At 64.8% G+C, this 26,359-nt stretch carries 24 protein-coding genes; 9 read left to right on the plus strand and 15 right to left on the minus strand.

Features of this window, described 5'->3' with window-relative positions; genetic code table 11:
* The first annotated feature begins 3 nt into the window (after nt 1–3).
* Nucleotides 4–1,257 carry a PA0069 family radical SAM protein gene (locus ACODSM_RS08680; protein ID WP_291446837.1) on the plus strand — a complete coding sequence of 418 codons (1,254 nt, stop codon included), beginning with the start codon at nt 4–6 and terminating at the stop codon, nt 1,255–1,257.
* A 98-nt stretch (nt 1,258–1,355) separates the two neighbouring features.
* Here ACODSM_RS08680 and ACODSM_RS08685 read toward each other — a convergent pair whose 3' ends face one another.
* Together ACODSM_RS08685 and ACODSM_RS08690 are read right to left on the minus strand one after the other, a co-directional pair.
* On the minus strand, nt 1,356–1,643 hold the full coding sequence (locus ACODSM_RS08685) for a GNAT family N-acetyltransferase (RefSeq protein WP_488804989.1): 288 nt from the start codon (nt 1,641–1,643) through the stop codon (nt 1,356–1,358).
* Nucleotides 1,644–1,757: 114 nt separating this feature from the next.
* Nucleotides 1,758–2,627, minus strand: a complete 870-nt coding sequence (locus ACODSM_RS08690; RefSeq protein ID WP_309825352.1) for a LysR family transcriptional regulator — start codon at nt 2,625–2,627, stop codon at nt 1,758–1,760.
* Between the two features lie 137 nt (nt 2,628–2,764).
* Between ACODSM_RS08690 and ACODSM_RS08695 the strand changes: the two genes are divergently transcribed.
* Nucleotides 2,765–3,799 carry an NAD(P)H-quinone oxidoreductase gene (locus tag ACODSM_RS08695; protein ID WP_488804990.1) on the plus strand — a complete coding sequence of 345 codons (1,035 nt, stop codon included), beginning with the start codon at nt 2,765–2,767 and terminating at the stop codon, nt 3,797–3,799.
* 49 nt (nt 3,800–3,848) lie between these two features.
* On the opposite strand, the gene ACODSM_RS08700 is transcribed toward ACODSM_RS08695, so the two are convergent.
* From ACODSM_RS08700 to ACODSM_RS08720, 5 genes are all read right to left on the minus strand, one after another.
* Nucleotides 3,849–5,567, minus strand: coding sequence for a phosphoethanolamine transferase (locus tag ACODSM_RS08700; protein ID WP_488804991.1), 1,719 nt, complete (start codon nt 5,565–5,567; stop codon nt 3,849–3,851).
* A 36-nt stretch (nt 5,568–5,603) separates the two neighbouring features.
* The gene (gene fghA / locus ACODSM_RS08705) at nt 5,604–6,476 is read right to left on the minus strand and encodes an S-formylglutathione hydrolase (RefSeq protein WP_488804992.1); all 873 of its coding nucleotides are present in this window, start codon (nt 6,474–6,476) and stop codon (nt 5,604–5,606) included.
* Nucleotides 6,477–6,649: 173 nt separating this feature from the next.
* Complete coding sequence (locus ACODSM_RS08710; protein ID WP_015015063.1) at nt 6,650–7,765, minus strand: S-(hydroxymethyl)glutathione dehydrogenase/class III alcohol dehydrogenase; 1,116 nt, start codon at nt 7,763–7,765, stop codon at nt 6,650–6,652.
* Nucleotides 7,766–7,806: 41 nt separating this feature from the next.
* The gene (locus ACODSM_RS08715) at nt 7,807–8,073 is read right to left on the minus strand and encodes a metal/formaldehyde-sensitive transcriptional repressor (protein WP_015015062.1); all 267 of its coding nucleotides are present in this window, start codon (nt 8,071–8,073) and stop codon (nt 7,807–7,809) included.
* Nucleotides 8,074–8,243: 170 nt separating this feature from the next.
* Nucleotides 8,244–9,005, minus strand: a complete 762-nt coding sequence (locus tag ACODSM_RS08720; protein WP_488804993.1) for an SDR family oxidoreductase — start codon at nt 9,003–9,005, stop codon at nt 8,244–8,246.
* Between the two features lie 96 nt (nt 9,006–9,101).
* On the opposite strand from ACODSM_RS08720, the gene ACODSM_RS08725 reads away from it, so the two are divergent.
* On the plus strand, nt 9,102–10,046 hold the full coding sequence (locus tag ACODSM_RS08725) for an AraC family transcriptional regulator (RefSeq protein ID WP_488804994.1): 945 nt from the start codon (nt 9,102–9,104) through the stop codon (nt 10,044–10,046).
* Between the two features lie 74 nt (nt 10,047–10,120).
* Here ACODSM_RS08725 and ACODSM_RS08730 read toward each other — a convergent pair whose 3' ends face one another.
* The 7 genes from ACODSM_RS08730 to ACODSM_RS08760 form a co-directional block, all read right to left on the minus strand.
* Nucleotides 10,121–11,431 carry a citrate synthase gene (locus ACODSM_RS08730; RefSeq protein ID WP_015015059.1) on the minus strand — a complete coding sequence of 437 codons (1,311 nt, stop codon included), beginning with the start codon at nt 11,429–11,431 and terminating at the stop codon, nt 10,121–10,123.
* A gap of 59 nt (nt 11,432–11,490) precedes the next feature.
* On the minus strand, nt 11,491–11,817 hold the full coding sequence (locus tag ACODSM_RS08735) for an FAD assembly factor SdhE (RefSeq protein ID WP_056747015.1): 327 nt from the start codon (nt 11,815–11,817) through the stop codon (nt 11,491–11,493).
* 33 nt (nt 11,818–11,850) lie between these two features.
* Nucleotides 11,851–12,555, minus strand: a complete 705-nt coding sequence (locus ACODSM_RS08740) for a succinate dehydrogenase iron-sulfur subunit (protein ID WP_015015057.1) — start codon at nt 12,553–12,555, stop codon at nt 11,851–11,853.
* A gap of 22 nt (nt 12,556–12,577) precedes the next feature.
* Nucleotides 12,578–14,386 (minus strand): succinate dehydrogenase flavoprotein subunit, encoded by a 1,809-nt coding sequence (gene sdhA / locus ACODSM_RS08745; RefSeq protein ID WP_015015056.1) that lies wholly within the window; start codon nt 14,384–14,386, stop codon nt 12,578–12,580.
* Between the two features lie 22 nt (nt 14,387–14,408).
* Nucleotides 14,409–14,774 (minus strand): succinate dehydrogenase, hydrophobic membrane anchor protein, encoded by a 366-nt coding sequence (gene sdhD, locus ACODSM_RS08750; RefSeq protein WP_015015055.1) that lies wholly within the window; start codon nt 14,772–14,774, stop codon nt 14,409–14,411.
* Nucleotides 14,775–14,837: 63 nt separating this feature from the next.
* Nucleotides 14,838–15,272 carry a succinate dehydrogenase, cytochrome b556 subunit gene (sdhC, locus tag ACODSM_RS08755; RefSeq protein WP_056064896.1) on the minus strand — a complete coding sequence of 145 codons (435 nt, stop codon included), beginning with the start codon at nt 15,270–15,272 and terminating at the stop codon, nt 14,838–14,840.
* 133 nt (nt 15,273–15,405) lie between these two features.
* Nucleotides 15,406–16,194, minus strand: a complete 789-nt coding sequence (locus ACODSM_RS08760; RefSeq protein WP_488804995.1) for a GntR family transcriptional regulator — start codon at nt 16,192–16,194, stop codon at nt 15,406–15,408.
* Nucleotides 16,195–16,429: 235 nt separating this feature from the next.
* On the opposite strand from ACODSM_RS08760, the gene ACODSM_RS08765 reads away from it, so the two are divergent.
* From ACODSM_RS08765 to sbmA, 6 genes are all read left to right on the plus strand, one after another.
* Nucleotides 16,430–17,416 (plus strand): malate dehydrogenase, encoded by a 987-nt coding sequence (locus ACODSM_RS08765; protein WP_015015052.1) that lies wholly within the window; start codon nt 16,430–16,432, stop codon nt 17,414–17,416.
* 20 nt (nt 17,417–17,436) lie between these two features.
* Entirely contained in the window at nt 17,437–18,504 is a 1,068-nt protein-coding gene (locus tag ACODSM_RS08770) for an HpcH/HpaI aldolase/citrate lyase family protein (protein ID WP_291446857.1), read from the plus strand.
* A 32-nt stretch (nt 18,505–18,536) separates the two neighbouring features.
* Nucleotides 18,537–19,172, plus strand: coding sequence for a hypothetical protein (locus tag ACODSM_RS08775; protein ID WP_015015050.1), 636 nt, complete (start codon nt 18,537–18,539; stop codon nt 19,170–19,172).
* 89 nt (nt 19,173–19,261) lie between these two features.
* Nucleotides 19,262–21,853: a bifunctional aconitate hydratase 2/2-methylisocitrate dehydratase gene (gene acnB, locus ACODSM_RS08780; protein WP_060984690.1), complete on the plus strand. Its 2,592-nt coding sequence runs from the start codon at nt 19,262–19,264 to the stop codon at nt 21,851–21,853.
* A 143-nt stretch (nt 21,854–21,996) separates the two neighbouring features.
* Nucleotides 21,997–24,615: an ankyrin repeat domain-containing protein gene (locus tag ACODSM_RS08785; RefSeq protein ID WP_488804996.1), complete on the plus strand. Its 2,619-nt coding sequence runs from the start codon at nt 21,997–21,999 to the stop codon at nt 24,613–24,615.
* An 87-nt stretch (nt 24,616–24,702) separates the two neighbouring features.
* Entirely contained in the window at nt 24,703–25,692 is a 990-nt protein-coding gene (sbmA, locus tag ACODSM_RS08790) for a peptide antibiotic transporter SbmA (protein WP_209819890.1), read from the plus strand.
* A gap of 104 nt (nt 25,693–25,796) precedes the next feature.
* Here the strand turns inward: sbmA and ACODSM_RS08795 are convergent, their stop codons facing one another.
* Nucleotides 25,797–26,342 carry a response regulator transcription factor gene (locus tag ACODSM_RS08795; protein ID WP_060984687.1) on the minus strand — a complete coding sequence of 182 codons (546 nt, stop codon included), beginning with the start codon at nt 26,340–26,342 and terminating at the stop codon, nt 25,797–25,799.
* Between the last annotated feature and the right edge of the window lie 17 nt (nt 26,343–26,359).

The raw sequence follows: 26,359 nt of genomic DNA on the forward strand, positions 1-26,359 counted from the left end.
GCTATGGGCCTCTTACCCCCTCCTGAAGACGACCTGCCCGAGCAGCCGCAGGAAATCCGCGTCCCGCTGCAAGCCATTCGCGGCCGAGGGGCGGCGACGGCCATGGCGCACCGGTTTGCCAAAGACCAGCGGGAGCCCGCAGATGATGGGTGGAGCCATGTCAGGGCAACTGGCAATGCGCAGGATTTGGTCACGGTCGACGGATGCCAGGAGGGCGAAGATGAATGGGGCTCCGGGGCGCCGGGCGGGCTTGCTGCATGCGAAGACGGGGAAGGCGACATCCGTCCTTCGCCCGTCACCCGCGTGCATTTCGAGACCGCGCGCAGTGCCCTGTGCGCCAACGACTCGCCCGACATCTTCTTTGAGCTATCGGTCAATCCCTACCGGGGCTGCGAGCATGGCTGCATCTACTGCTACGCGCGGCCCACGCACAGCTACCTCAATTTCTCCCCCGGGCTCGACTTTGAGACGCAGATCGTGGCCAAGCACAACATTGCGCAGGTGCTGCGCCAGGAGCTTGCGCAGCCACGCTATGTGCCGCGCCTGCTCAATATCGGCTCGGCCACCGACTGCTACCAGCCTGTAGAGCGCGACCTGAAGCTCACGCGCAGCGTGATCGAAGTGATGCGCGAGGCGCGCCACCCGTTTTCGCTGATCACCAAATCCAGCGGAGTGGAGCGCGACCTGGACCTGCTCGCCCCGCTGGCCGCACAGCGCCTGGCGGCGGTGTACGTCACCATCACCACGCTAGACGCCACACTGGCCCGCCGCATGGAGCCCCGTGCTGCCGCACCCCACCGGCGGCTGCGCACCATACGTGCCCTGGCCGAGGCGGGAGTGCCGGTGGGCGTGAGCGTGGCGCCGCAGATTCCCTTCATCACCGAAGACATGGAGCAGGTACTGGAGGCCGCGCGCGACGCCGGTGCGCGCACCGCCTTCTACACCGTGCTGCGCCTACCCTGGGAGCTGGATGCGCTGTTTCGGGAATGGCTCACGGTGCATTACCCGCAGCGTGCAGCGCGCGTCATGGCACGGGTGCAAGACCTGCACCACCTCACCGATGCGCAGCGCGCTGCCGGCAAGACCTATGACAGCGACTTCGCCACGCGCATGAAGGGCAGCGGGCTGTGGGCCGATTTGCTGCGCCAGCGCTTTGCCAACACCTGCCGTCGCCTGGGGCTCAACCGCGAGCGTGAGGGCCTGGACCTGGGCCAGTTCAGGCCGGGGCTGCTGCGCGGGCAGGGCAGCTTGTTTTAGCGGCTCTTTGCGATCTCGACGGGCGCGGGTTGGGGCGCTCGAATTGTTTGCTGGTCCCTGCGGAACTAGGTCCGGCGGCCGCATCGTCCACAGGCCCGTCAGGCCAGCACGTCGCGGATAGACGCGTCCTTGCCGAACTGTGCCTTGGCAAACGGGCACAGCGGGACCACCTTGGTGCCTGTTGTCCGTGCCCACTCCACCAGCGCCCCGAGCAGCGCGCGCCCCACACCCTGGCCGCTGAGCGACGGGTCCACCTCGGTGTGGTCGACGATGATCATCGTGGCGTTGGTGCGGCTGTAGGTCATCTCGGCCAGGCGCTGGCCGTCGTGCGTGATGTAGAACGCGCCTTTGGCGTCCTGCTCCTGGTGGTGAATGGTGTGTGACATGGTTCGTTGCAGTGGCAAAGATGTGCGCCAGAGTATGGGGCACAGGATGCTGGAGCCGCACTGGACGTCGCTCGCAGGCCAATACGCGAAGGGCTGACTCCATCGGTGAGGGTGCTACCCGATCTGGAACGCCTCGGACAAAAACTCTGCGGTGGCGCGCACCCGGGCGGTGCGTTGCAGGTCGGGGTGCATCACCTGCCAGACCTCGTAGTCGTTCGCCCGGCGGCGCTCGGGCCAGATACGCACCAGGCCTTCGCGCTCGCCCATCCACACCGGCATCTCGCCCAGCCCAATGCCCGCCGCCACGCCCTTGCGCACCAGCAGACTGGAGCGCACCGCCAGCGCGATCCGGGCCTGGCGCGCGGGCACACCCGCCATTGTGAGAAACGCGTTGTGCTCCAGGTAGGGCGCGTAGGCCACCAGGTGGTGGCCGCGCAGCTCGTCCTCGGGCACGGGCATGCCAAAACGCTCGACATAGCCTGCACTGGCAAACAGGCCCACGGGCCACGACGCCACGCGGCGCACCACCAGGTCGGGGGCCTCGGGCCGCACGTTGCGGAACGCGATGTCCACCTGCCGGCGGCTGAGGCTGAGCAACTGGGTGGACACCTCCAGGTCCACGCGGATGTGGGGCCAATGATGCTGCAGGCGTTCGATGGCGGGCATGAGCAGATCGATGGCGATGGAGTCGGTGCTGGTCACACGCACCAGGCCGCCCGGGCTGGTGTCCTGACCCTCGATGCGGGTGCGCAGGTCCAGGGCCGCGCTTTCCATGCGGCGGGCGGCGGCAAGCGCTGTCTCGCCTGCAGCGGTGAGCAGGTAGCCGTCCTTGGCACGCAGAAACAGCTTGGCGCCCAGTTCGGCCTCCAGCGCGTTCAGCCTCCGCCCGACGGTGGCCTGGTCCACGCCCAGGCTGCGCGCGGCGGCGCGCAAGGAGGGCGCGCGGGTCAGGGCAAGAAAGATGCGGGTGTCGTCCCAGTTCATGGCCGTATGGAGGTTGCGGATGAGGGGTGAGTGTGATGCAAATTTGCATCGCTATAGAGCGAAATTGCTGCGTTTAAATCACTGCGTGGCGCTCTATCCTTGAAGGCACTGAAACCATTGCTTGAGGAGTAACACCCATGTCCACACCAGCGGCCGAACAACCTGCAAACCCACAACCCACCATGCAAGCCATCGTGTTCGATGACTTCGGCGGCCCGGAAGTGCTGGTGGCGCGCGATATCCCCGTCCCCGAGGTGCGCCCGCACGACCTGCTGGTGCGCAACGCCTCCATCGGCGTCAACCGGGCCGACCTGTTGCACCGCAAGGGGGCCTATGGCCGTGCCTACTTTGGCGATGCCGACACCATGGGGTTGGAGATTGCGGGCACCGTCGTCGCCATGGGGCCTGAGGTGCAGGGCTTTGCCGTGGGCGACCGCGTGATGGGCATCGTAGGCGGCGGCGCCTACGCGGAGCTGTCGCGCATCGACCACCGCATGGCCATGCCGGTGCCTGCGGGCATGGACCTGGTAGCCGCTGGCGCCGTGGCCGAGGTGTTCGTGACCGCGCATGAGGCGCTGTTCCACCTGGCGCGCCTGCATGCGGGCGAGTCGGTGCTGATCCATGCCGCAGCGGGCGGCGTGGGTTCAGCCGCAGTGCAACTGGCCCATGCGGCGGGAGCGCGCGTGTTCGCCACGGCCGGGGGCGACAAGCGTGCCGCCGTGCTGGGCTGCGGGGCCGATGTGTTCATCGACTACCGCAGCGAAGACTTTCAGGCGGTGGTGGCGCAGGCCACGCAGGGCCGGGGCGTGGATGTGGTGATTGACTTCATCGGGGCTCCGTACCTGCAGCGCAACGTGCGGTCGCTGGCCGACGGCGGGCGCCTGGTGTCGGTGGGGCTGCTAGGGGGCGCGCAGGGTGCGGAGCTGCCCATGGATGTGGTGCTGTACCGCCACCTGCAGATCTTTGGCACCGTGATGAAGTCCCGCCCGCCCGAGGTCAAGCAGGCCATGGTCCAGCGGTTTGCCCAGCAGTGGCTGCCAGCCCTGGCCGCTGGCGTGATCCGGCCGGTGATCGACAGCACGTTTGCACTGGCCGATGCCGCACAGGCCCATCGGCGCATGGAGTCTGGCGCCAGCATCGGCAAGATCCTGTTGCTGCCCGAGGCGCGCTGAGCGGGCGGGGCGTAGCGCCCAACGCCCAACGCCCAGCTTTCGGCCCACCTCAGCCCGCTGCGGCCGGCTTGCGGCACGCGGCAAACATGTCCAGCTCGGTGTTGTACGCCTCGGTCTTCACATCCATCAGGCCCAGTACCGAGTGGAAGTAGTGGTCGTGCGTGATGCGACGCTCGCCCAGGTCTTGCTGCAGGCAGCCCGTGGTGAGGTGGGTGCGGGCCTGCATGGCGGGTGACAGCCAGGTGATCCAGGGCACGTGTTTTTGCACGTCGGGGGCAATGGAGTAGGGCAGACCGTGCAGGTAAATGTTGTTCTCACCCAGCGACTCACCATGGTCTGCTACGTAAATCATAGCTGTCTGGGCATGTTGTTCCTGCGCTCCCAGCCACTGGAGCACTGAATCGAGGAAATGGTCGGTCTCGACGATGCTGTTGTCGTAGGCGTTGACCACCTGCTCGCGTTGGCATTCCTGCAGCGCGGTGGAGGTGCACTCGGGGCCAAACTTCTTGTTCTCGGGCGCGGAGCGCTTGTAGTACGCGGGGCCGTGGCTGCCCATCTGGTGCATCACCACCACGGTGCCACGCTGGCGCTGCTCGGCAGGCAGGGCGGCGATCTGGGCGTCCAGGTCCTTGAGCATCGCGCGGTCCAGGCACTCGCCGCCAGCGCACAGCGCCGGGTCTTTCTGGGTGCTGGTGCTGGTTTCACCCACGCGGTCGCACACGCCCTTGCAGCCCGACTGGTTGTCCACCCACAGCACGGCCAGGCCGGCGTGGTGCAGCACATCGATCAGGCTTTCGTAGTTGGCCGAGCGGCCCTCGTAACCCGTGCGGTCCAGGTGCGAATACATGCAGGGCACCGACGCGGCGGTGCTGGTGCCGCACGACCAGGCATTGCGTGCGCTCACCAGGTCCTTGCGGGCCGACAGGCGGGGGGTGGTGTCGCGCTCATAGCCGTTCAGACCAAAGTTGCCGCTGCGGCCCGTCTCGCCCAGCACCAGCACCAGCAGCGGGGGCTTGGCCTGGCCGGCGTAGCTGGCGCCCAGCTGGGCGTCGCGGCCCAGGGGCAGGATCTTGCTGGTGTCCATGCGCAGGGGCTTGGTGGCAATGTTGCCCAGTGCGTACACGCTGTTGAGCGGGTTGATCAGGTAGCGCAGCTTGGTGTGGTTGCGCATGGTCGATGCAAAGTCCTGGAACACCAGCAGCAGGCACACCACGATGACGGCGATGGAGCCCACCAGCAGCAGCCCGTTGTGCGCCACATGGCGCAGGGCCGTGAGGCGCTGCACGGGGCGGCGGTACAGCCACAGCAGCGGCGGCGCCGCCAGGATCAGCACCGTGCCCAGCATGCGCAGGTTGAGCAGGTCGCCTGCTTCCTTCACGTCGGTCTGCATCACGTTGACCAGCATGCTGGCGTCGATGGCGATGCCGTAGGCCAGCATGAAGTACGCACCAAACGCGGCCATCAGCACCAGCACCAGCACAGCGGGCTTGAGCGTCCAGCGCCAGGCCAGCAGGCTCAGCAGCGCGGCGTTGCCCGCCGCCACGATGAGCGCAAACGCCAGCGCAAAGCCCCAGCCGCGCAGGCTGCCCTGGCCGGGCAGCTGGGCCACCTCTTGCCACAGTGGCACGTTGCAGGCCGTGGCCAGCCAGGTGCTGACCAGCACCACCACCCAGGCGGGGTGCATGGGGCGGGGGGCAGGGGATGCGGTGGGAGGCTCCGAGCGTGAAGCCGAGGCAAAGGGCAGCAGGCGCCGCAGGGACAAAAGCATAGCCCCCGAGTGTGCTGCCAGTTGCTTAAGTGCGCATTAATGCCCGGCGCCAAGACCCCGCGCATGGTGGGCCAAATGGTCGCCGACAAAGCTCTGCACAAAGTAGTAGCCGTGGTCGTAGCCCGCGTGCCGGCGCAGCGTGAGCGGCTGGCCGATGGCCTGGCACGCGGCCTCGAACAGGTGGGGGTGCAGCTGGTCGGCCAGGAATTTGTCGTCCAGCCCCTGGTCGATGAGGATGCCGGCCGGGTAGGGCGCGATGGGCTGGTGCTGCATCAGCACCGTGGCATCGTGCTCCAGCCAGGTGGTGCGGTCGGAGCCAAGGTAGCCGGTGAAGGCCTTTTCGCCCCAGGGGCACTGGGTGGGCGCGCAGATGGGCGCAAAGGCCGACACCGTCTTGAACCGGCCGGGGTGGCGCAGGGCCAGTGTGAGCGCGCCGTGGCCGCCCATGCTGTGGCCGAAGATGCCCAGGCGCTGCGTGTCGATGGGCAGGTGCCGGCCCACCAGGGGCAGCAGCTCTTGCAGCAGGTAGCTCTCCATGCGCCAGTGGGTGTTCCAGGGGCTCTGTGTGGCGTCGAGGTAAAAGCCTGCGCCCACGCCAAAGTCCCAGCTGGCCGTGGCGCCGGGCAGGGCCGACACGGCCTCGCCGCGTGGGCTGGTGTCGGGTGCGATCAGGGCCAGGCCCAGTTCGGCGGCCAGGCGCTGGGCGCCAGCCTTGATCGCAAAGGTCTCTTCGGTGCAGGTCAGCCCCGCCAGGTACAACACGGCGGGCACAGGGCCCTGTTGTGCCTGGGGCGGCAGGTACACCGAGAACTTCATCGGCAAGCCGATGGTGGTGGAGGTGTGCTGGTAAAAGCGCTGCTCGCCGCCAAAGCAGGCGTGGCTGCTGAGCAGGTCCAGGGGAGTGGTCATGGTGATTGCTCTTGAATTGATAGCTGCTCAGGCAATAAATCGTAGCGCTTGAGGCAGTTTTCGCTGGTAGGAGACCTAAAAACCGGCTCCAGGCCGTTTTTCATGGCCCGCCGGGGCCAGCACCCAGACTGTCCCGTTGTTTCTGGGGCTGCGGGCGCTGGCGAGTGGCCGGGTTACGCGGCGTACTTGACGACCGAGCGGATCGACTTGCCTTCGTGCATCAGATCGAACGCTTCATTGATGTCCTTGAGGCCCATGGTGTGCGTGACGAACGGCGCGAGCTGGATCTTGCCCGCCATCGCGTCTTCGACCATGCCGGGCAACTCGCTGCGGCCCTTGACGCCGCCAAACGCAGTGCCCAGCCATTTGCGGCCGGTGACGAGCTGGAAGGGGCGGGTGCTGATCTCTTGCCCCGCGCCTGCCACGCCGATGATGACCGACTGGCCCCAGCCCCGGTGCGCGCATTCGAGCGCAGCGCGCATCACGTTGACGTTGCCGATGCACTCAAAGCTGTGATCCACGCCCCAGGTCGTCATCTCCACGATGACCTGCTGGATGGGCTTGTCGAAGTCCTTGGGATTCACGCAGTCGGTCGCGCCAAAGGTGCGGGCCAGATCGAACTTGCTGGGGTTGGTGTCGATGGCGATGATGCGCCCGGCCTTGGCCAGCTTGGCGCCCTGGATCACGGCCAGGCCGATGCCGCCCAGGCCGAACACGGCCACCGTGTCACCCTCTTGCACCTTGGCGGTGTTCTTGACGGCGCCCAGGCCCGTGGTCACGCCGCAGCCCAGCAGGCAGACCTGCTCGGGGTTGGCGTTGGGGTTGACCTTGGCGAGCGACACCTCGGCCACCACGGTGTATTCGCTGAAGGTGCTGCAGCCCATGTAGTGGTAGATGGGCTGGCCGTTGTAGCTGAAGCGCGTGGTGCCGTCGGGCATCACGCCCTTGCCCTGCGTGGCGCGCACGCTCACGCACAGGTTGGTCTTGCCGCTCTTGCAGAACAGGCATTCGCCGCATTCGGCGGTGTAGAGCGGGATCACATGGTCGCCGGGCTTCACGCTGGTCACGCCCTCACCCACTTCCACCACGATGCCCGCACCTTCATGGCCCAGTACGACGGGGAACAGGCCCTCAGGGTCGTCACCGCTCAGGGTGAAGGCGTCGGTGTGGCACACGCCGGTGTCGGTGATCTTGATGAGCACTTCGCCCTTCTTGGGCGGGGCGACGTCGATCTCGACGATCTGCAGGGGTTCTCCGGCTTTGAAGGCAACGGCGGCGCGGGATTTCATGGGGTGGCTCCTTGGGTGGGCGGTGGTGAAGAGGGGCGAGGCTACTTCAGGTACGAGCGAAGCAGCGTGAGTGTCTCGTCCAGCGCCTGCGGTGCGGCGGAGGGCTGGGCCATCAGCGTTTCGCGCACATGGCTGTCCAGCAGGTCGGTCATCAACCCGTGCACGGCGCCGCGCATCGCCGCCAGCTGCTGCAGGATGGGCGCACAGTCGCTGCCCGCCTCGACGGCGCGCTCCAGCGCTTCCGCCTGGCCACGGATGCGGCGCAGGCGGGTGATGGCGCGTTGCTTGTCTTCGGCGGAATGGGGCATGGGGGCGGCGCCCGTCACGGCCAGGGGTGGCGGGAGGGGCGTATGGAACGAGATACTAGGCGGTAGTATAAATCTGAAGCGCTTGATAGATAAGCGCTACGAGTGCAAAAGATGCTTTTACTAGGGGGTAGTATATGCTGGCGTTCGCCTTTGCCCCTCGCCCCCGGGGTTTACGCCGCGCTGCTGCTGTGCAGTGCCGCAGCCTGGGCTTCCGCGTCGGCGCCCGCAGGCAGCCGGATCGGGCACGACGGATCGGTGGCGGCGCGCCACACGGCCTGCGCCACGTCGGCAGCATGGGTGACCAGCGCATGGGATTGCGCCCACCCCGCGAAGACACGCTGGGCCACGGCGTCGTAACTCTCGGGAACCGAGCCCATCCGTGGGCGGGCGTTCTCCCCGAAGCGGGTTTGCGGTGCGCGCCCCGGGAGGACCAGACGTGCCTGCACGTTGAAGGACTCCAGCTCCAGCGCCAGCGATTCGGTGAACGCGTTGACTGCCGCCTTGCTCGCCCTGTACACAGACAGCAGCGGCAACGGCTCCAGCGTCACGCTCGACGTCACATTCACGATCACCCCGGAGCGCCGCTGCCGGAGCTGCGGCAGCACCGCCTGCGTCATCGCGATGGTGCCGAGCGTGTTGGTCTCGAACACGTCCCGCACGGTCGCCATCGGTGTGCCCTCCAGCGCATTCAGCAGCCCGATCCCGGCGTTGTTGACCAGCACGTCGAGTGGGCCGGCCGCAGCGACGGCGTCACGGATGCTGTCCTCGCGGGTCACGTCCAGCGCCACGATGCGCAGGCGCTCGCTGGTCGGAAGCAGTTGTGGCTGCGGCGTGCGCATGGTGGCGACCACGTTCCATCCTTGGTCCAGGAAGTGGCGGGCGGTTTCGAGGCCGAAACCGGAGGAGCAGCCGGTGATGAGGACTGTTTTCATGGGTATTCCAATCAGTGGTTGAGGTGCCCCAACGATAGGCCGGCGAGGCAGGACTTGATACACTGCAAAGTCGTCAAATATGTTCTGAAAGTCCAGATGTCCGACCCCTTTGCCGATGTGGTGGCCCTGCTGCAGCCGGGCGCGCCTTTCTCCAAGGTCGTCACCGCGGCAGGGCTATGGCGTGTGCGCCGCAGCGAGCCCGGGCGTACGTTCTACTGCGCCATCCTTGACGGTGCATGCCAGCTGGAAGCGCAAGGGCATGAGCCCGTGGCGCTGCAAGCGGGGGATTTCGTCCTCATCCCTTCCACCCAAGGCTTTTCCATGTCCAGCCTGCCGCCCCCAGGGCAGGACCAGCCAGAGGCGGTGCCGGTGGTCTTGCCGGGCGGCGAATTCCGCCTGGGCAGTACCACGGCAGCGCCGGAGGTGCGGTACCTGGTCGGCTACTGCGTGTTTGGCGCACCCGACGCGGACCTGCTGGTGACGCTGCTGCCCCAGCTGGTGCACGTGCGCGGAGACAGCCGCTTGGAAACCCTTGTGCAGCTGGTGGCCGAGGAATGCCGGGCAAACCGCCCCGCCCGCGATGTGGTGCTCGCCCGCCTGCTCGAAGTGCTGTTGGTGGAGGCGCTGCGCTCGACGGCCGGGACGGTGGCCTCGGCGGGCCTTGCGCGCGGGCTGGCGGACGAGCGGCTGGCGGCGGCATTGCGCAGCATGCACGCCAGCCCTGCGCAGCCCTGGACGGTTGCGCAGCTGGCCAGGGAGGCGGCGTTGTCACGCTCCGCCTTCTTTGAGCGCTTCAGCCGCGTGCTGGGTGTGGCGCCCATGGAATACCTGCTGACCTGGCGCATGGCGTTGGCGAAAGACCTGCTTCGGCGCGACGATTGCGGCATGGCAGAGATTGCCGAGCGCACGGGCTACAGCTCGGTCAACACCTTTGGCGTGGCGTTCACCCGCCACGTGGGCATGCCACCTGGGCGCTACGCTCGGGCGCAGGTTCGGGATCATGCCCACCACTCCGCGGCGGTCGCTGAAGCGCATGCGTGAGGCAACAAAAAAGCCCGCAGGCATTGCCTGCGGGCTTTTTGGTTGGGAGCGTACGGCGCAGTGCGCCGCACCGATCAGCGGCTGGCCAGGGGAGGCACGTCGCGGCGCACGGAGCCGGTGAACAGCTGGCGGGGGCGGCCGATCTTGTACTCGGGGTCACCGATCATTTCGTTCAGCTGGGCGATCCAGCCCACGGTGCGGGCCAGGCTGAAGATGCCGGTGAACAGGTTCACCGGGATGCCGATGGCACGCTGCACGATGCCGGAGTAGAAGTCCACGTTCGGGTAGAGCTTGCGCTGCACGAAGTAGTCGTCTTCCAGGGCGATCTTTTCCAGCTCCTTGGCCAGCTTGAACAGCGGGTCGTTTTCCAGGCCCAGCTCGGCCAGCACTTCATTGCAAGTCTCTTGCATGAGCTTGGCGCGGGGGTCGTAGTTCTTGTACACGCGGTGGCCAAAGCCCATGAGTTTGACGCCGGAGTTCTTGTCCTTGACCTGCTTGATGAAGTCGCCGATCTTTTCCACGCCGCCTTGGGCCTGGATGTCGTACAGCATGTTGAGGGCTGCTTCGTTGGCGCCGCCGTGGGCAGGGCCCCACAGGCAGGCCACGCCAGCGGCGATGGCAGCGAACGGGTTCGTGCCCGACGAACCGCACAGGCGCACGGTGGAGGTCGAGGCGTTCTGCTCGTGGTCAGCGTGTAGGATGAAGATGCGGTCCAGCGCGCGTTCCAGCACGGGGTTGACCTTGTACTCTTCGCAGGGCGTACCGAACATCATGCGCAGGAAGTTGCCTGCATAGCTCAGGTGGTTCTGCGGGTACATGTAGGGCTGGCCCATGCCGTACTTGTAGGCCATGGCGACCAGGGTAGGCATCTTGGCGATCAGGCGGATCGCGGCGATCTCGCGGTGCTGCGGATTGTTGATGTCCGTGCTGTCGTGGTAGAAAGCCGACAGAGCGCCCACCAGACCGGTCAGCACAGCCATGGGGTGCGCGTCGCGGCGGAAGCCACGCAGGAAGAACTGCATCTGCTCGTTGACCATGGTGTGGTTGGTCACGCGGCTGGTGAAGTCGGCCTTCTGGGCTGCGTTGGGCAGATCGCCGTACAGCAGCAGGTGGCAGGTTTCCAGGAAGTCGCAGTTTTCGGCCAGCTGCTCAATGGGGTAGCCGCGGTACAGCAACTCGCCCTTGTCTCCATCGATGTAGGTGATGGCCGACTGGGTGGCTGCTGTGGACAGGAAGCCCGGGTCGTAGGTGAACATGCCCGTCTGCGCATACAGCTTGCGGATGTCGATGACGTCCGGGCCGATGCTGCCCTGATAGACCGGCAGGTCCACGCTGGGGCTGCCGTTACTGAACGACAGGGTGGCTTTGTTGTCAGCTAGCTTCATTGTTACTTTCCTTGGGTAGGTTGCCGATACGAATCCGGTCTTGGTGCGAGGGCCGGGTGTCAGGCATGCACTGCCGTGGCGCCACCGCTTTGTCTCAGCATGCCGAGCACTTCACGCGCTTCTTGTGTGTCTTGGTCGCCCGAGGGCTCTCGCCGCCGCAGCAGCAGGTCCAGCAGGTCGTTGTCCGCCAGATCCATCAACGCGTTGAGGCCTTGCGCATGGCGCTGCGTCAGCGTCGATTCGAAGCGGTGGAAGAACTTCTCGATGAACAAGTCGTTCTCCAGCAAGCCGCGCCGGCAGCGCCAGTGCAGCTTGCTCAGCTCGCGTTCGTCCAGCAGCGGCGAAGCCGCCTCTGGCGCGATGGAGGGGGTGGATAGCGTTTGCATGGACCGGTGTGTAGGACGATGAACGGGCCGCGCTCAGATGGCGCGGCGCACCATCAGTTCCTTGATCTTGCCGATGGCCCGGGTGGGGTTCAGGCCCTTGGGGCACACGTCCACGCAGTTCATGATGGTGTGGCAGCGGAACAGGCGGTACGGGTCTTCCAGGTTGTCCAGGCGCTCCGTGGTGGCTTCGTCGCGGCTGTCGGCGATGAAGCGGTAGGCCTGCAGCAGACCCGCAGGACCCACGAACTTGTCGGGGTTCCACCAGAAGCTGGGGCAGCTGGTCGAGCAGCTGGCGCACAGAATGCACTCGTACAGGCCGTTCAGCTCTTCGCGCTCTTCAGGCGACTGCAGGCGCTCGGTTTCGGGCGGCACGTTGTCGTTGACGAGGTAGGGCTTGATGGAGTTGTACTGCTTGAAGAACTGCGTCATGTCCACGATCAGATCGCGGATGACGGGCAGGCCGGGCAGGGGCTTCAGGACCACGGTGCCGGGCAGCGTGTTCATGTTGGTCAGGCAGGCCAGGCCGTTCTTGCCGTTGATGTTCATGGCGTCCGAGCCACAAACACCTTCGCGGCAGGAGCGGCGGAACGACAGCGTGGGGTCTTGCGCCTTGAGCTTCATCAGGGCGTCCAGCAGCATGCGTTCGCTGCCGTCGAGTTCGACTTCGACGGTCTGCATGTAGGGCTTGGCGTCCTTGTCAGGATCGTAGCGGTAGATTTGGAAGGTGCGTTTTGCCATGGTGGGGTGCTCCTGTATCCGTTTAGAACGTGCGAACCTTGGGCGGAACTGAGTCCACGGTCAGGGGTTTGAGTTTGACGGGCTTGTAGGTCAGGCTGTTGCTCTCGCTGTGCCACAGGGTGTGCTTCATCCAGTTGGCATCGTCGCGGCCCAGCGGTGCCACTGGGTCGTCTGCGGGGCGCTCGTAGTCGCTCACCGTGTGGGCGCCACGGCATTCCTTGCGGGCAGCTGCAGACACCATGGTGGCTTGCGCAGCTTCGATCAGGTTCTCGACTTCCAGCGCTTCGATGCGGGCGGTGTTGAACACCTTGGAGTGGTCCTTCAGGCCCACGCTGTTCACGCGGTTGCGCAGCTCGGCAATCTTCTTGACGCCTTCGTCCATGCTCGCTTGCGTGCGGAACACGCCGGCGTGCAGCTGCATGCTGGCGCGGATGTCGTTGGCCACGTCCTGGGCGTATTCGCCGCTGCTCGCGCCTTGCAGGCGGTTGAGGCGCTCCAGGGTGCGGTCGGCCGCGTCCTTGGGCAGGGGCTTGTGGTTCTTGTTCTTGTCGTTGAACTCGACGATGTGGTTGCCAGCTGCGCGGCCGAAGACCAGCAGGTCCAGCAGCGAGTTGGTGCCCAGACGGTTGGCGCCGTGCACCGATACGCAGGAGCATTCGCCCACTGCGTACAGGCCGTTGACCACCAGGTTGTCGTTGCCGCCTTGCTGCACCACGACCTGGCCGTTGATGTTGGTGGGGATGCCACCCATCTGGTAGTGGATGGTGGGCACCACAGGAATCGGTTCCTTGGTGATGTCCACGTTGGCGAAGTTGACGCCGATTTCGTACACCGAAGGCAGGCGCTTGTGGATGGTGTCTGCGCCCAGGTGGTCGAGCTTGAGCAGCACGTAGTCCTTGTTGGGACCGCAGCCACGGCCTTCCTTGATTTCCTGGTCCATCGAGCGGGACACAAAGTCGCGCGGTGCCAGGTCCTTCAGGGTGGGCGCATAGCGCTCCATGAAGCGCTCGCCATTGCTGTTGAGCAAGATGGCGCCTTCGCCGCGGCAGCCTTCGGTCAGCAGCACCCCCGCGCCGGCCACGCCGGTGGGGTGGAACTGCCAGAACTCCATGTCTTCCAGCGGAATGCCGGCGCGCGCGGCCATGCCCAAGCCGTCACCGGTGTTGATGAAGGCGTTGGTCGAGGCTGCAAAGATACGGCCTGCGCCACCGGTGGCCAGCAGAGTGGTCTTGGCTTCAAGAATGTGCAGGTCGCCGGTTTCCATTTCCAGCGCCGTCACGCCCACCACGTCACCGTCGGCGTCGCGGATCAGGTCCAGGGCCATCCACTCCACGAAGAAATTGGTGCGGGCCTTGACGTTTTGCTGGTACAGCGTGTGCAGCATGGCGTGGCCGGTGCGGTCGGCCGCAGCGCAAGCGCGTTGCACGGGCTTTTCGCCGTAGTTGGCGGTGTGACCACCGAAGGGGCGCTGGTAGATCGTGCCGTCGGTGTTTCGGTCAAACGGCATGCCCATGTGTTCTAGGTCGTACACGACCTTGGGGGCTTCGCGGCACATGAACTCGATGGCATCCTGGTCGCCGAGCCAGTCGGAACCCTTGATGGTGTCGTAGAAGTGGTAGTGCCAGTTGTCCTCGGACATGTTGCCCAGCGACGCGCCGATGCCGCCCTGGGCCGCCACGGTGTGCGAACGGGTGGGGAAGACCTTGGAGAGAACCGCAACGTTCAGGCCCGCGCGGGCCAGTTGCAGGGATGCCCGCATGCCGGAGCCGCCGGCCCCGATGATGATGACGTCAAACTTGCGCTTGGTGATGTTGGCTTGTGTGTAGCTCATTGTGTACCTTCAATCGCGGGAATCAGAGACGCCACAGAACCTGGATGCCCCAGCCGGCGCAGCTGACCAGCCAGACGATGCTGAACACTTGCAGTGCCAGGCGCAGGCCCACGGGCTTGATGTAGTCCATCAGGACTTCGCGCAGGCCGACCCACGCATGCCAGGCGATCGCGACGATCACGGAGAAGGTCAGTACCTTCATCCATTGGGCCGAGAAGATGCCCGCCCATTTGTCGTAGCCGATGGGGCCTTTGGAAAAGATGACCTGGGCCAGCAGGGCCAGGGTGAACAGCGCCATCAGGACTGCCGTGACGCGCTGGCTGAGCCAGTCGCGCAGACCATAGTGGGCGCCGACGACGACGCGCTTGGAACCGTAATTGACGGACATGGAAATTTCCTCTCGTTCTTCAACAGGCGCTGACTTACAGCGACCGCCGTTTTTGTGGGTTGATCAGTACAGACCGAACAGCTTGGCGCCCAGCACCAGGGCCAGCCCGATGCTGATGACCAGAACGGTCAGGGCAGAGCTCTTGCCAAATTGCTTGTTCACGGCGCTGTGGCTCACGTCCATCCATAGGTGGCGCAGGCCGGCCGTGAAGTGGTGCAGGTAGGCCCAGATCAGCGCCAGAGCGACCAGCTTGATGAACCAGCCGGGCACAAAGCCGATGCCGATGTTGAAGGCTGCCGAGAATTTGGCGAACGAGATTTCGGAAGACACGGAGGTGTCGAACATCCAGATGATGAAAGGCAGCAGCAGGAACATGATCAGTCCGCTGGCGCGGTGCAAGATCGAAACCCACGCGGCAGGCGTCATGCGGTAGGTCGTCAAGTCCTTGAAGGCATTGATGTTGCGGAATTCAGGCCGTTTTTTGGCTAGTTCTGTCATTTCTGGTGCTTTCGTGGATGTAACTGCTTTGTAATTTGAAGATGCAAAGAACGCAAAATTCTATTGCAACGCAACACAAGGGTTTAGCCGGGCTTGAAATTTTCGACGTTAATGCTCGGGTGCCAGCCTGCTGTCAGCTCAATTCATTACGGTAGTGGTGGGTATCGGTGCGATACAGGCCCCGGCGTAACTCCATGGGAACATCGTTGTAGGTGTAAGCGATGCGCTCGACGCTCAGCAGCGGCGTGACGGGTGTGATTTGCAGCAGCTGGGCTTGTTCTTCGTCGGGCAGCACGGCGCGGATTTTTTCTTCGGCCCGCACCATGCGCACGCCAAAGTCGAGTTCAAACATGGCGTAAGTCGGCCCTTGGTAATTAGCCAGCTGTTCGGCGGTAAGGCCCTTGAATGCCTGGCCGGGCAGCCAGATGTCTTCCAGAATGGTGGGCACTCCCGCAAACGAAAGGATGCGCCGGGCCTGCATCACGGCATCGCCACTGCGCAAGGCCAGAGCACGGGCCACGTCGGCGTTGGCGCGCACGCGGCGGCAATCGATCACGCGGCGCTGCGCAGGACCCTCCACGCGGGCATCTCCGGTGTCGGGTAGCAGCTTCAGAAAGCGGTACTGCACATGCTGCTCGGCGTGGGTGGCCACAAAAGTGCCTTTGCCTTGCCGGCGCATGACCAGGTTTTCGGCGGCCAGTTCGTCAATGGCCTTGCGAACCGTGCCCTGGCTGACGCGAAAGCGCGAGGCTAGTTCCATTTCGCTCGGGATGGCCTCGCCAGGCTTCCATTCACCCTGTTGCAGGCTCTGCAGGATCAGCCCCTTGATCTGCTGGTACAGCGGGCTGAACGCTGGCGTGGCGACGCCCGCAGCGCCTTGCGGAGCGGTGGGGTTGTCGGCTGCGAACGGAAGCGATGACATGGTGTGGGTGTGTAGGTTGTGCGTGTGCTGTGGTGCGGCAGTGCGGTTGCCCCATGACAATCGGACGACAAACAGGTTGCAATCATATCTTATATAAGACATAAGACAAATTGACCGAGGTGTCCAATCGGGGGTAAACTCCAATGCTGTTTTGCGGGGCACGGGCTACTGGTGACAGGCGCTGGTGCTTGCGTTGCACTCACACCTGTTTTCCTCACTTCCTGGAGTTTTCACCATGAGCAAGAAGCCCGTTCGCGTCGCTGTCACCGGCGCCGCCGGTCAAATCGGTTACGCCCTGCTGTTCCGTATCGCCTCCGGCGAAATGCTGGGCAAGGACCAGCCGGTCATCCTGCAATTGCTCGAAGTGCCTGTCGAAGGTCCTCAAAAAGCGCTCAAGGGCGTGATGATGGAACTGGACGACTGCGCCTTCCCGCTGCTCGTCGAAATGACCGCCCACAGCGACCCCATGACCGCCTTCAAGGACGCTGACTACGCACTGCTGGTCGGTTCGCGCCCCCGTGGTCCTGGCATGGAGCGTGCCGAGCTGCTGGCCGTCAACGGCGCCATCTTTACAGCGCAGGGCAAGGCCCTGAACGCAGTGGCATCGCGTGACGTGAAGGTGCTGGTGGTGGGCAACCCCGCCAACACCAACGCCTACATCGCCATGAAGTCGGCCCCCGACTTGCCACGCAAGAACTTCACCGCCATGCTGCGCCTGGACCACAACCGTGCTGCCAGCCAGATCGCTGCCAAGACCGGCAAGGCCGTGGCTGACATCGAGAAGCTGACCGTGTGGGGCAACCACTCGCCCACGATGTACGCCGACTACCGCTTTGCCACCATCAAGGGCGAAAGCGTGGCCAAGATGATCAACGACCAGGAGTGGAACGCCAACACGTTCCTGCCAACAGTGGGCAAGCGTGGCGCAGCCATCATCGAAGCCCGTGGCCTGTCGTCGGCAGCGTCTGCAGCCAACGCCGCCATCGACCACATGCGCGACTGGGCCCTGGGCACCAACGGCAAGTGGGTCACCATGGGTGTTCCATCCAATGGCGAATATGGCATTCCCAAGGACGTGATGTTTGGCTTCCCTGTGACTTGCGAAAACGGCGAGTACAAGATCGTCGAAGGTTTGGACATCGATGCGTTCTCGCAAGAGCGCATCAACATCACGCTGGCCGAACTGCAAGGCGAGCAAGACGGCGTCAAGCATCTGCTGTAAACAAGCTGTTGAACGACGCAATGCAGCCGACGCCTGTGGCATCGGGCCTTCGGGCCGCCCAAGCCCCCGCACCGGGGCAGGGCGCTGCGTCTGTCCATCCGCGTGATGTGTTGCTCGGCGCCCAGGCGCAAACCGGTTTTCTGCCGGTTTGCGACCACTACAGCGGCGTCGAAGCGCGCATGCGCAAGAGCCTGCAATTGCAGGCCGAGATGGCGCAGGAGTTTGGCACCTGCGTCTTTGATGTCACCCTCGATTGCGAAGACGGGGCCCCTGTCGGGCTGGAGTCCGCGCATGCAGCGTTGGTGGCAAGCCTGGCACTGAATGCAGCCCCGGGCGCACGGGTTGCTGCCCGCGTTCACGCAGTGGACCACCCTGCATTTGCCAACGACGTCGCCACCATTGCAGGCGAGGCGGGGCACAGGCTGTGCCATATCATGATTCCCAAGGTCGAGTCGGTAGACGATGTTCTGCTGGCTGAACGTGCGCTGGAGCGCGCGTCGGCGGCCCATGTGCCTTTGCACGTGTTGATCGAGTCTCCCGCCGCCGTGCAGCGTGCGTTTGACATCGCGGCCCACCCCCGCGTGCAGAGCCTGAGTTTCGGGCTCATGGATTTTGTGTCGGCCCATGGCGGCGCCATTCCCGCGCAAGCCATGACCTCTGCCGGGCAGTTCACGCACCCGCTGGTGGTGCGAGCCAAGCTCGAAATCGCCTCGGCCTGCCACGCGCATGGCAAGGTGCCGTCCCATTGTGTGGTCACCGAGTTTTCGGACATGGCGGCCCTGCAAGGTGCTGCAGGCCGCGCATCGCGCGAGCTGGGCTACACACGGATGTGGAGCATCCATCCAGCGCAGATCCGCACCATCCTGCAGGCCTTTGCCCCCCAGCAGGACGATATCGACAGCGCGTCCCGGATTATTGCGGCGGCAGCGTTGGCTGACTGGGCCCCCATCAGTGTGGAGGGGGTATTGCACGACCGGGCCAGCTACCGCTTTTATTGGCAGATTCTGGAGCGCGCCCACCGTACCGGGCGCGCGCTACCCTTGGCGGTGCGTCAATGGTTTGACGCATCCGCTTTCGTTCCATCGTGAACACCCCTGGACATTTCCACGCAGGACATCCTATGAAATTCGTCATTGCCTCCGCCCTCATGCTGCTGGCCCCGGCCTTCGCCCTGGCGCAAACAACAGCCCAGCCAGCGGCCAAGTCCGACACCAAGGCTGCCGCCAAACCAGCAGCCAAGCCAGCCGCCAAGACGGCTGCCAAGCCTGCAGAGGGCAAGACCGCGGCCAAGGCTCCTGCCAAGAGCCATGCCAAGGCCGAACCCACCAGCAGCCGCACCCAGCTGAAGAGCGCCACCAACCAGGTGGCGGCCGGCATCATTGCTGCCGAAGCAGCCCTGTCGCCCGCCGAACTGGCGATTGCCGAGCGCGTCCATGTGGGGCGCATGCCCTGCGAACTGGGCGCTTTTGTCACGGTGACCGCAGACCCCGCAACCCCCGGCCACTTCCACGTGGAAGGCAAGGGTTTCAAGTACTACATGTCGCCGGTGGCCACGACCACAGGCACGGTGCGCCTGGAGGACGCCAAGGGCGGCGCCGTGTGGCTGCAGATCGCCAACAAGTCCATGCTGATGAACCAGCGCGCGGGTCAGCGCTTGGCTGACGAGTGCATGAGTCCCGAGCAGGTCGTAGTGGCTGAAGCCATCAAGAAGAACCCACCCGTGAGCGTGCTGGACCCGCTGCCCGCTGCCAAATAAAAAGATCGCGCGCACCTCTCAACGACCGGTGTGTGTCGAGCCCGCCGACACACCCTACGCCCCACTTTAGAACGCAACTGGAGAAAACAATGTTGAAAGCCTACCGAGACCATGCTGCCGAACGCGCTGCACTGGGTATCCCGCCCCTGCCCCTGGATGCAAAGCAGGTGGCTGAACTGATCGAACTGATTAAGAACCCACCCGCCGGTGAAGAGGCCTTCCTGCTGGATCTGCTGACCCATCGCGTGCCACCGGGTGTGGACGACGCTGCCAAGGTCAAGGCCAGCTTCCTGGCGGCCGTGGCGCATGGCGACATCAAGGTGGGCCTGATCTCCAAGGCCAAGGCCACGGAACTGCTGGGCACCATGGTGGGCGGCTACAACGTGCACCCGCTGATCGAATTGCTCGACGATGCCGAAGTGGCTGGCGTGGCCGCAGAAGGCCTGAAGAAGACCCTGTTGATGTTCGACTTCTTCAATGACGTCGCCGCCAAGGCCAAGGCCGGCAACGCCAAGGCGCAGGAAGTCATCAAGAGCTGGGCCGATGCCGAGTGGTTCACCACCCGTCCTGAAGTCGAAAAGAAGATCACCGTCACCGTGTTCAAGGTGCCTGGCGAGACCAACACCGACGACCTGTCGCCGGCGCCTGATGCCTGGAGCCGCCCCGACATTCCGCTGCACTACCTCGCCATGCTGAAGAACACCCGCCCCGATGCGGCGTTCAAGCCCGAGGAAGACGGCAAGCGCGGTCCGATGCAGTTCATCGAAGACCTCAAGAAGAAGGGCAACCTCGTGGCCTACGTGGGCGACGTGGTGGGCACCGGCTCCAGCCGCAAGTCGGCCACCAACAGCGTGATCTGGGCCACCGGCCAGGACATCCCGTTCGTGCCGAACAAGCGTTTTGGCGGTGTGACCCTGGGCGGCAAGATTGCTCCCATCTTCTTCAACACGCAAGAAGACTCGGGCTCGCTGCCGATCGAAGTCGATGTGTCCAAGCTCGAAATGGGCGACGTGGTCGACATCCTGCCCTACGACGGCAAGATCGTGAAGAACGGCGCCACCGTGGCCGAGTTCAAGCTCAAGAGCGATGTGTTGTTTGACGAAGTGCGTGCGGGCGGCCGTATCAACCTCATCATCGGCCGTTCGCTGACGGCCAAGGCGCGCGAGTTCCTGGGCCTGCCAGCCTCCACGCTGTTCCGCCTGCCCCAGGCACCTGCCGCTTCGAAGGCTGGCTTCACCCTCGCTCAGAAGATGGTTGGCCGCGCCGTGGGTCTGCCAGAAGGCCAGGGCGTGCGCCCCGGTACCTACTGCGAACCCAAGATGACGACCGTGGGCTCGCAAGACACCACCGGTCCGATGACCCGCGACGAGCTGAAAGACCTGGCCTGCCTGGGCTTCTCGGCCGATCTGGTCATGCAGTCGTTCTGCCACACGGCGGCCTACCCCAAGCCCGTGGACGTGAAGACCCACCGCGAACTGCCTGCGTTCATCAGCAACCGTGGTGGCGTGGCTCTGCGTCCTGGCGACGGCGTGATCCACAGCTGGCTCAACCGCCTGCTGCTGCCTGACACCGTGGGTACAGGCGGCGACTCGCACACGCGTTTCCCCATCGGTATTTCGTTCCCCGCAGGCTCTGGCCTGGTGGCTTTCGGCGCTGCTACGGGCGTGATGCCTTTGGACATGCCCGAGTCGGTGCTGGTGCGTTTCAAGGGCGAAATGCAGCCGGGCGTGACGCTGCGCGACCTGGTGCATGCGATTCCGCTGTACGCGATCAAGGCGGGTCTGCTGACGGTGGCCAAGGCGGGCAAGAAGAACATCTTCTCGGGCCGCATTCTGGAAATTGAAGGCCTGCCCAATCTGAAGGTTGAACAAGCGTTTGAATTGTCCGACGCCTCTGCAGAACGCTCTGCCGCTGGTTGCACCATCAAGCTCAACCCCGAGCCGGTCAAGGAATACCTGACCAGCAACGTGGTGCTGATGAAGAACATGATCGCCGATGGCTATGCAGACGCCCGCACGCTGCAGCGCCGCATCGAGAAGGTCGAAGCCTGGCTGGCCAACCCCAACCTGCTCGAAGCCGACAAGGATGCGGAATACGCCGCCGTCATCGAGATCGATCTGGCCGACATCAAGGAACCCATCCTGTGCTGCCCCAACGATCCGGACGACGCCAAGACCCTGTCGGAAGTGGCTGGCACCAAGATCGATGAAGCCTTCATCGGCTCTTGCATGACCAATATCGGCCACTTCCGCGCAGCCGCCAAGCTGCTGGGCGGTAGCCGCGACATCCCCGTCAAGCTGTGGGTGGCACCGCCCACCAAGATGGACGAAAGCGAGCTGATCAAGGAAGGCCACTACGCCAACTTTGGGGCCGCCGGTGCTCGCACTGAAATGCCCGGCTGCTCGCTGTGCATGGGCAACCAGGCACAGGTGCGCGAAGGCGCTACGGTGGTGTCCACCTCCACCCGCAACTTCCCCAACCGCCTGGGTAAGAACACCAACGTGTTCCTGGCCTCCGCCGAGTTGGCCGCCATTGCGTCCAAGCTGGGCAAGATCCCCACGGTGGCCGAATACCACGAAGCCATGGGCATCGTGAACAAGGATGGCGCGTCGATCTACAAGTACCTGAACTTCGACCAGATCGAAGAGTACGCAGAAACCGCCAAGGGCGTCACCGCCTGATCCTCGCGTTCTTTGCGTAACAGAAGCGGCCCTCAGGGGCCGCTTTTTTTGGCCCATCTTGGTTGTCACACAAACGTCATCCATTCGTCACTATGCTGGAGCCCATAACAAGACATCCATAACAACAACAAAAGGAGGGAGCCATGGGCAACACAATGGGACGAGGGGTTTTGCTGGTTTTCTGCGCCATCTTTGCGATGGTGTTCGGTGCCGGCGGGTATTGGGCAGGTTTGCGCCCCTTGGCTGAAACGGCTCAGGCAGCCTGGACGGTGCGCTCATGGCAGCCTGTACCGGCCCAGGTGCTGGATGTGCAACTGAAGCAGCACGCGGGCAGCGAGGGCGGCACCACCTACCAGGTGCTGGCCCGGTACCGCTACACCGTGGCGGGCCAAACGTACGAAGCGCAGCGCGTGGGGCTGGACCCGAATTCCAGTGCCGACAACGTGGGCGACTGGCAGGCGCAATGGCACCGCACCCTGCGCCAAGCGCAGGAGCGGGGCGAATCCATCACCGCCTGGGTCAACCCCGAGGCCCCGGCCCAGGCTCTGCTGGACCGCAGCATCCGCTGGCGGCTGCAGATTTTTCGGCTGCCGTTTGCCCTGGTGTTCACCGGCGTCGGGGTGACTGCTGCATGGTTGTTTCTGCGCATCTTGAGGCGCCCCCAGGACGATGTGCCAGACCTGGAGCCAACGCATTCTCTGGCCAAGGGGCAGGGGGCGTTGTGGTTCTTCGCGGTGTTCTGGTGTGGCATCGCTTTCCCCATGGCCGCCTTGTTCTGGTCGGACGGCAAAGGGCCCTGGTGGGCCAAGGGCTTCATGGGCGTCTTTGTGGTGATCGGCGTGGGCTTGGTCGCTGCTGCTTGGCAGAACAGCCGCAAGGCCTGGCGCTACCACGGGGTTGGTATGACGGCCCTGCCATCGCGGCCCACGGCGGGGCGTTCTGTCGAAATCACGCTGGTGCTGCCTGCGCGGGCTGTGCAGCAAGCTGGGGCTGAAAACATGCGCCTGCAAGTGGCGCAATACCGTGTGGACGAATCCAGCTCTGGCTCGCCCGAGCGCCAGGTGGAGGTGCTGCAGGCCACGGCTCGGCGCCAGCCGACGGGCGAGGGCGGCATGCGACTGGTAGCGCGTTTTGACCTGCCTGATGACGCCCCCACCCACAGTGCGCGGCGCGGTGGCGAGCGGGTGGACTGGCGGCTGGAACTGGTGCGTGCTGATGGTGCGCTGGAGCTGGCGTATGACTTGGCGGTCGAGGCCTCCACCCCGTCCTGGGCGGAGGCTGCTTCGGTGCCAGACCGCTTTGATCGGCGGGCACAGTGGGTGCAGGAAGTCCCCATCGAGCCACCCGGCTTAGGGCGCGATGCCGCCTCTCCGCCGTTGGATTCTCCGGGCATAGGTAAGTCCGCTGAATCCCCAGGCTTTATTCCCCCTGGCGTGCGTTTGACCGAGACACCAGACGCCTGGTCCCTCGCGTTCAAGCAGACCGCTTGGCGCTGGTCCGCGGCGGTGGCATTGGCTTTGCTGGCGCTGGAGTGGTGGGTGAACGACCGCATCCAGCCGGGCGCCCTGGTGCTGCCGAGCGGCTTTTGGGGTTGGTTGGCTTTGTTGGTGCTGCCCGCCTGGGCCTTGCATGCGGCCACCCGGCGGTGGACGCTGCGGGTGCAAGACGATGGCCTGGTCGTGCGTCGCGGCTCGTGGGTTTGGTCTCACATGGCAACGTTGCCAGGCGAATCCAGCCAGTCGCTGGTGCACAAGCTGCAGTACACGGCGGGGGGGCAGGCCTACCACGCGGTGCTGGGCAAGGATGTGTCAGGGCATTCGCAAATGCTGACGCCAGGGCTGAGCGGCACGGCTGCCGCGCAGGCCGTGGGCCAGGCGGTGGCACGTGCGTGGCTGGATCGGCGAGGGCGCTTCACGCCAGGGGCGCAGCGGCCCCAGGTGGCGGCCCATTCACGTGCAGCCTGGGGTTGCTGGGCATGGCTTTTGGCTTTTGGCTTGCTCGTTTGGTGGGCACATGGCGGGCGTGCGGTGTGGTGGGCAGGTCGCAGCGCGGTGCTGCAAGCCCCTGCGGCCGTGGCCTCATCGCGCATTTGGGCACCTGCAGATGCCCGCCTCATGGACGCCCAGAATGCGGGCGATGCCAGCGCATTGGCGCAGGCCCTGCGCGATGGCGCCAACCCCAACCTGCTGGCGGACTCCGGCTCCTCCGTGCTGATGCTGGCCGCCCACCGGGGGCAGCTGGCGCATGTGGAGGCGCTGTTACAGGCTGGGGCCCAGCCCGATTTGCGGCAGACGGCCAAAGACAGTGAGCGTGGTGACACGGCCCTGCTGCGGGCTTTTTATGGCGGCCATCTGGTGGTGGCGCAACGCCTGGTACAGGCTGGTGCCAGCCTGCAAGCCCGCAACCGCTGGGACTGGGGGCCCGTGCACATGGCCGCGCAAAGCGGCTGTGTGCCGTGCCTGGATTGGCTCAAAGAGCAAGGGCAATCGCTGACCGAACCCGCCCCCGCCAGCCGGGGCGAGACCCCCGCCATGCTGGCTGCGGCCAAAGGGCAGGTGGCCGTGCTGAGTTGGCTGGATGAGCAGGGGGTGGATCTTTCGCAGAAAGACCCGCACGGAAAGAGCGCGTTGGATTGGGCTCGCTGGGGTGGGCAGCAGGCGGCTCAGGAATGGCTGGAGCAAAGGGCCCGGCCGCGCTCGCCAGAGGCTGGCGCCGGGTCTGCGCTCGGTGCGAAGGCTGATTGGCCGGTGTCTGCACTTTAGGCGGATGGCCGGCGGCATTGTTTGCCGCGGAACGATCATTGCGTGCGGCACTCTGAATTCGCAGAACCATTCCAACACGGCACCACGATGTTCAAGTCCTTCTTTTTCGCCCGCCGCTGGTGGGCCTGGTCACTCCTCGGTTCTGTCGTCATTCTTCTGGCCACCGCTTACCGTGTGCAGCTGGACGTGCAGATCAACGACTGGTTCGGCAGCTTTTACGACCTGATCCAAGAGGCTCTGGGCAAGCCCGGCAGCATTACCGCAGAGCAGTTCTGGGGGCAGCTTTCGACCTTTGCACGTATCGCCATGATCTATGTGACGACGGCGGTGCTGGTGGATTTTTTCAGCAAACACTACATCTTCCGCTGGCGCCAGGCGATGAATGAGCACTACATGGCGGCCTGGCCACGCCTGCGGCACATCGAGGGCGCGGCACAGCGTGTGCAGGAGGACACCATGCGTTTCGCCCGCACCATGGAGGACCTGGGCCTGAGCTTCATGCGCAGCCTCATGACGTTAGGCGCCTTTTTGCCGGTGCTCTGGACGCTGTCCGACAAAGTCACTGCGCTGCCCCTCATCGGTGCCGTTCCGCATTCCCTGGTCTGGGTCGCTCTGGCCTGGTCCTTGGGGGGCACGTTGCTGCTGGCCTGCGTGGGCGTGAAGCTGCCAGGGCTGGAGTTTCACAACCAGCGGGTGGAGGCGGCGTACCGCAAGGAACTGGTACTGGGCGAGGACGACCCGAACCGGGCTTCTCCGCCTACGGCGGCCGAGCTGTTCGCAGGCGTGCGCCGCAACTACTTCCGGCTGTTTTTCCATTACCTGTACTTCGATGTGGTGAAGTGGTCCTACCTGCAGGTGAGTGTGCTGGTGCCCCTGGTGGCGTTGGGCCCCACGCTGATCGCGGGGGTGATCACCCTGGGAGTGATGCAGCAGATTGCCCGGGCCTTTGACAAGGTGCTGGAGTCGTTCCAGTTTCTGGTGCTGAACTGGAGCACAGTGGTGGAGCAGATCTCGATCTACAAGCGCTTGCGCGCTTTCGAGCAGCAGATGCTCAAGGCAGGGCCTGAGGCCGCCTGAGAGCGGTTCAGATGCCTGCGGGGGCGCGTGATGGCCGCACAGACTGTGCCCCCCGGGATGGCTGAGTACCGACGCAGGAGAGGGCGGCTCCAAGGCCGCTGGCGCTAGCGCACCTGCTTCTTTTCGAGCTTGCGCGTGAGGGTGCGGCGGTGCATGCCCAGGCGCCGCGCGGCCTCCGACAGGTTGAAACCTGTCTCTGCCAGCACCTCGTTGATGCGTTCCCATTCGAGCGTCTTGATGGAACTGGAGCGGTTGGTCAGCTCCACCTCGGCATTGCCTTCCCTGAGGCCAAATGCCGCTTCGATGTCGTCGGTGTTGGAGGGCTTGGCGAGATAGTGGCAGGCGCCCAGCTTCACGGCTTCCACAGCGGTGGCAATGCTCGCAAAACCCGTGAGCACCACGATCAGCATCTCTTCGTCCGCAGCGTGCAACGTCTGCACACAGGCGAGACCGGAGGCCTCACCCTTGAGCTTCAGGTCCACCACCGCATAGCCGGGCTGGTACTGCTCCAGCAACACCTCCACGTCGGCCAGGCTGGCTGCCTGCAGCACGCTGTAGCCGCGCCGTTCAAACGAACGGGCCAGCGTGCGCGCAAAGGCTTCGTCGTCTTCGACGATCAGCAGCTGTCGTTGCGCTTCTTCAGTGTCCACGGTGGGTTCTTTCGTTC

The organism is Acidovorax sp. FG42 (genome assembly GCF_057809195.1).

Excerpts from the sequence above, each read along its gene's own strand:
- ACODSM_RS08680 (WP_291446837.1), top strand. The coding sequence starts at position 4 with ATGGGCCTCTTACCCCCTCCTGAAGACGACCTGCCCGAGCAGCCGCAG.
- ACODSM_RS08685 (WP_488804989.1), bottom strand. The coding sequence starts at position 1,643 with ATGTCACACACCATTCACCACCAGGAGCAGGACGCCAAAGGCGCGTTC.
- ACODSM_RS08690 (WP_309825352.1), bottom strand. The coding sequence starts at position 2,627 with ATGAACTGGGACGACACCCGCATCTTTCTTGCCCTGACCCGCGCGCCC.
- ACODSM_RS08695 (WP_488804990.1), top strand. The coding sequence starts at position 2,765 with ATGTCCACACCAGCGGCCGAACAACCTGCAAACCCACAACCCACCATG.
- ACODSM_RS08700 (WP_488804991.1), bottom strand. The coding sequence starts at position 5,567 with ATGCTTTTGTCCCTGCGGCGCCTGCTGCCCTTTGCCTCGGCTTCACGC.
- fghA (WP_488804992.1), bottom strand. The coding sequence starts at position 6,476 with ATGACCACTCCCCTGGACCTGCTCAGCAGCCACGCCTGCTTTGGCGGC.
- ACODSM_RS08710 (WP_015015063.1), bottom strand. The coding sequence starts at position 7,765 with ATGAAATCCCGCGCCGCCGTTGCCTTCAAAGCCGGAGAACCCCTGCAG.
- ACODSM_RS08715 (WP_015015062.1), bottom strand. The coding sequence starts at position 8,073 with ATGCCCCATTCCGCCGAAGACAAGCAACGCGCCATCACCCGCCTGCGC.
- ACODSM_RS08720 (WP_488804993.1), bottom strand. The coding sequence starts at position 9,005 with ATGAAAACAGTCCTCATCACCGGCTGCTCCTCCGGTTTCGGCCTCGAA.
- ACODSM_RS08725 (WP_488804994.1), top strand. The coding sequence starts at position 9,102 with ATGTCCGACCCCTTTGCCGATGTGGTGGCCCTGCTGCAGCCGGGCGCG.
- ACODSM_RS08730 (WP_015015059.1), bottom strand. The coding sequence starts at position 11,431 with ATGAAGCTAGCTGACAACAAAGCCACCCTGTCGTTCAGTAACGGCAGC.
- ACODSM_RS08735 (WP_056747015.1), bottom strand. The coding sequence starts at position 11,817 with ATGCAAACGCTATCCACCCCCTCCATCGCGCCAGAGGCGGCTTCGCCG.
- ACODSM_RS08740 (WP_015015057.1), bottom strand. The coding sequence starts at position 12,555 with ATGGCAAAACGCACCTTCCAAATCTACCGCTACGATCCTGACAAGGAC.
- sdhA (WP_015015056.1), bottom strand. The coding sequence starts at position 14,386 with ATGAGCTACACACAAGCCAACATCACCAAGCGCAAGTTTGACGTCATC.
- sdhD (WP_015015055.1), bottom strand. The coding sequence starts at position 14,774 with ATGTCCGTCAATTACGGTTCCAAGCGCGTCGTCGTCGGCGCCCACTAT.
- sdhC (WP_056064896.1), bottom strand. The coding sequence starts at position 15,272 with ATGACAGAACTAGCCAAAAAACGGCCTGAATTCCGCAACATCAATGCC.
- ACODSM_RS08760 (WP_488804995.1), bottom strand. The coding sequence starts at position 16,194 with ATGTCATCGCTTCCGTTCGCAGCCGACAACCCCACCGCTCCGCAAGGC.
- ACODSM_RS08765 (WP_015015052.1), top strand. The coding sequence starts at position 16,430 with ATGAGCAAGAAGCCCGTTCGCGTCGCTGTCACCGGCGCCGCCGGTCAA.
- ACODSM_RS08770 (WP_291446857.1), top strand. The coding sequence starts at position 17,437 with ATGCAGCCGACGCCTGTGGCATCGGGCCTTCGGGCCGCCCAAGCCCCC.
- ACODSM_RS08775 (WP_015015050.1), top strand. The coding sequence starts at position 18,537 with ATGAAATTCGTCATTGCCTCCGCCCTCATGCTGCTGGCCCCGGCCTTC.
- acnB (WP_060984690.1), top strand. The coding sequence starts at position 19,262 with ATGTTGAAAGCCTACCGAGACCATGCTGCCGAACGCGCTGCACTGGGT.
- ACODSM_RS08785 (WP_488804996.1), top strand. The coding sequence starts at position 21,997 with ATGGGCAACACAATGGGACGAGGGGTTTTGCTGGTTTTCTGCGCCATC.
- sbmA (WP_209819890.1), top strand. The coding sequence starts at position 24,703 with ATGTTCAAGTCCTTCTTTTTCGCCCGCCGCTGGTGGGCCTGGTCACTC.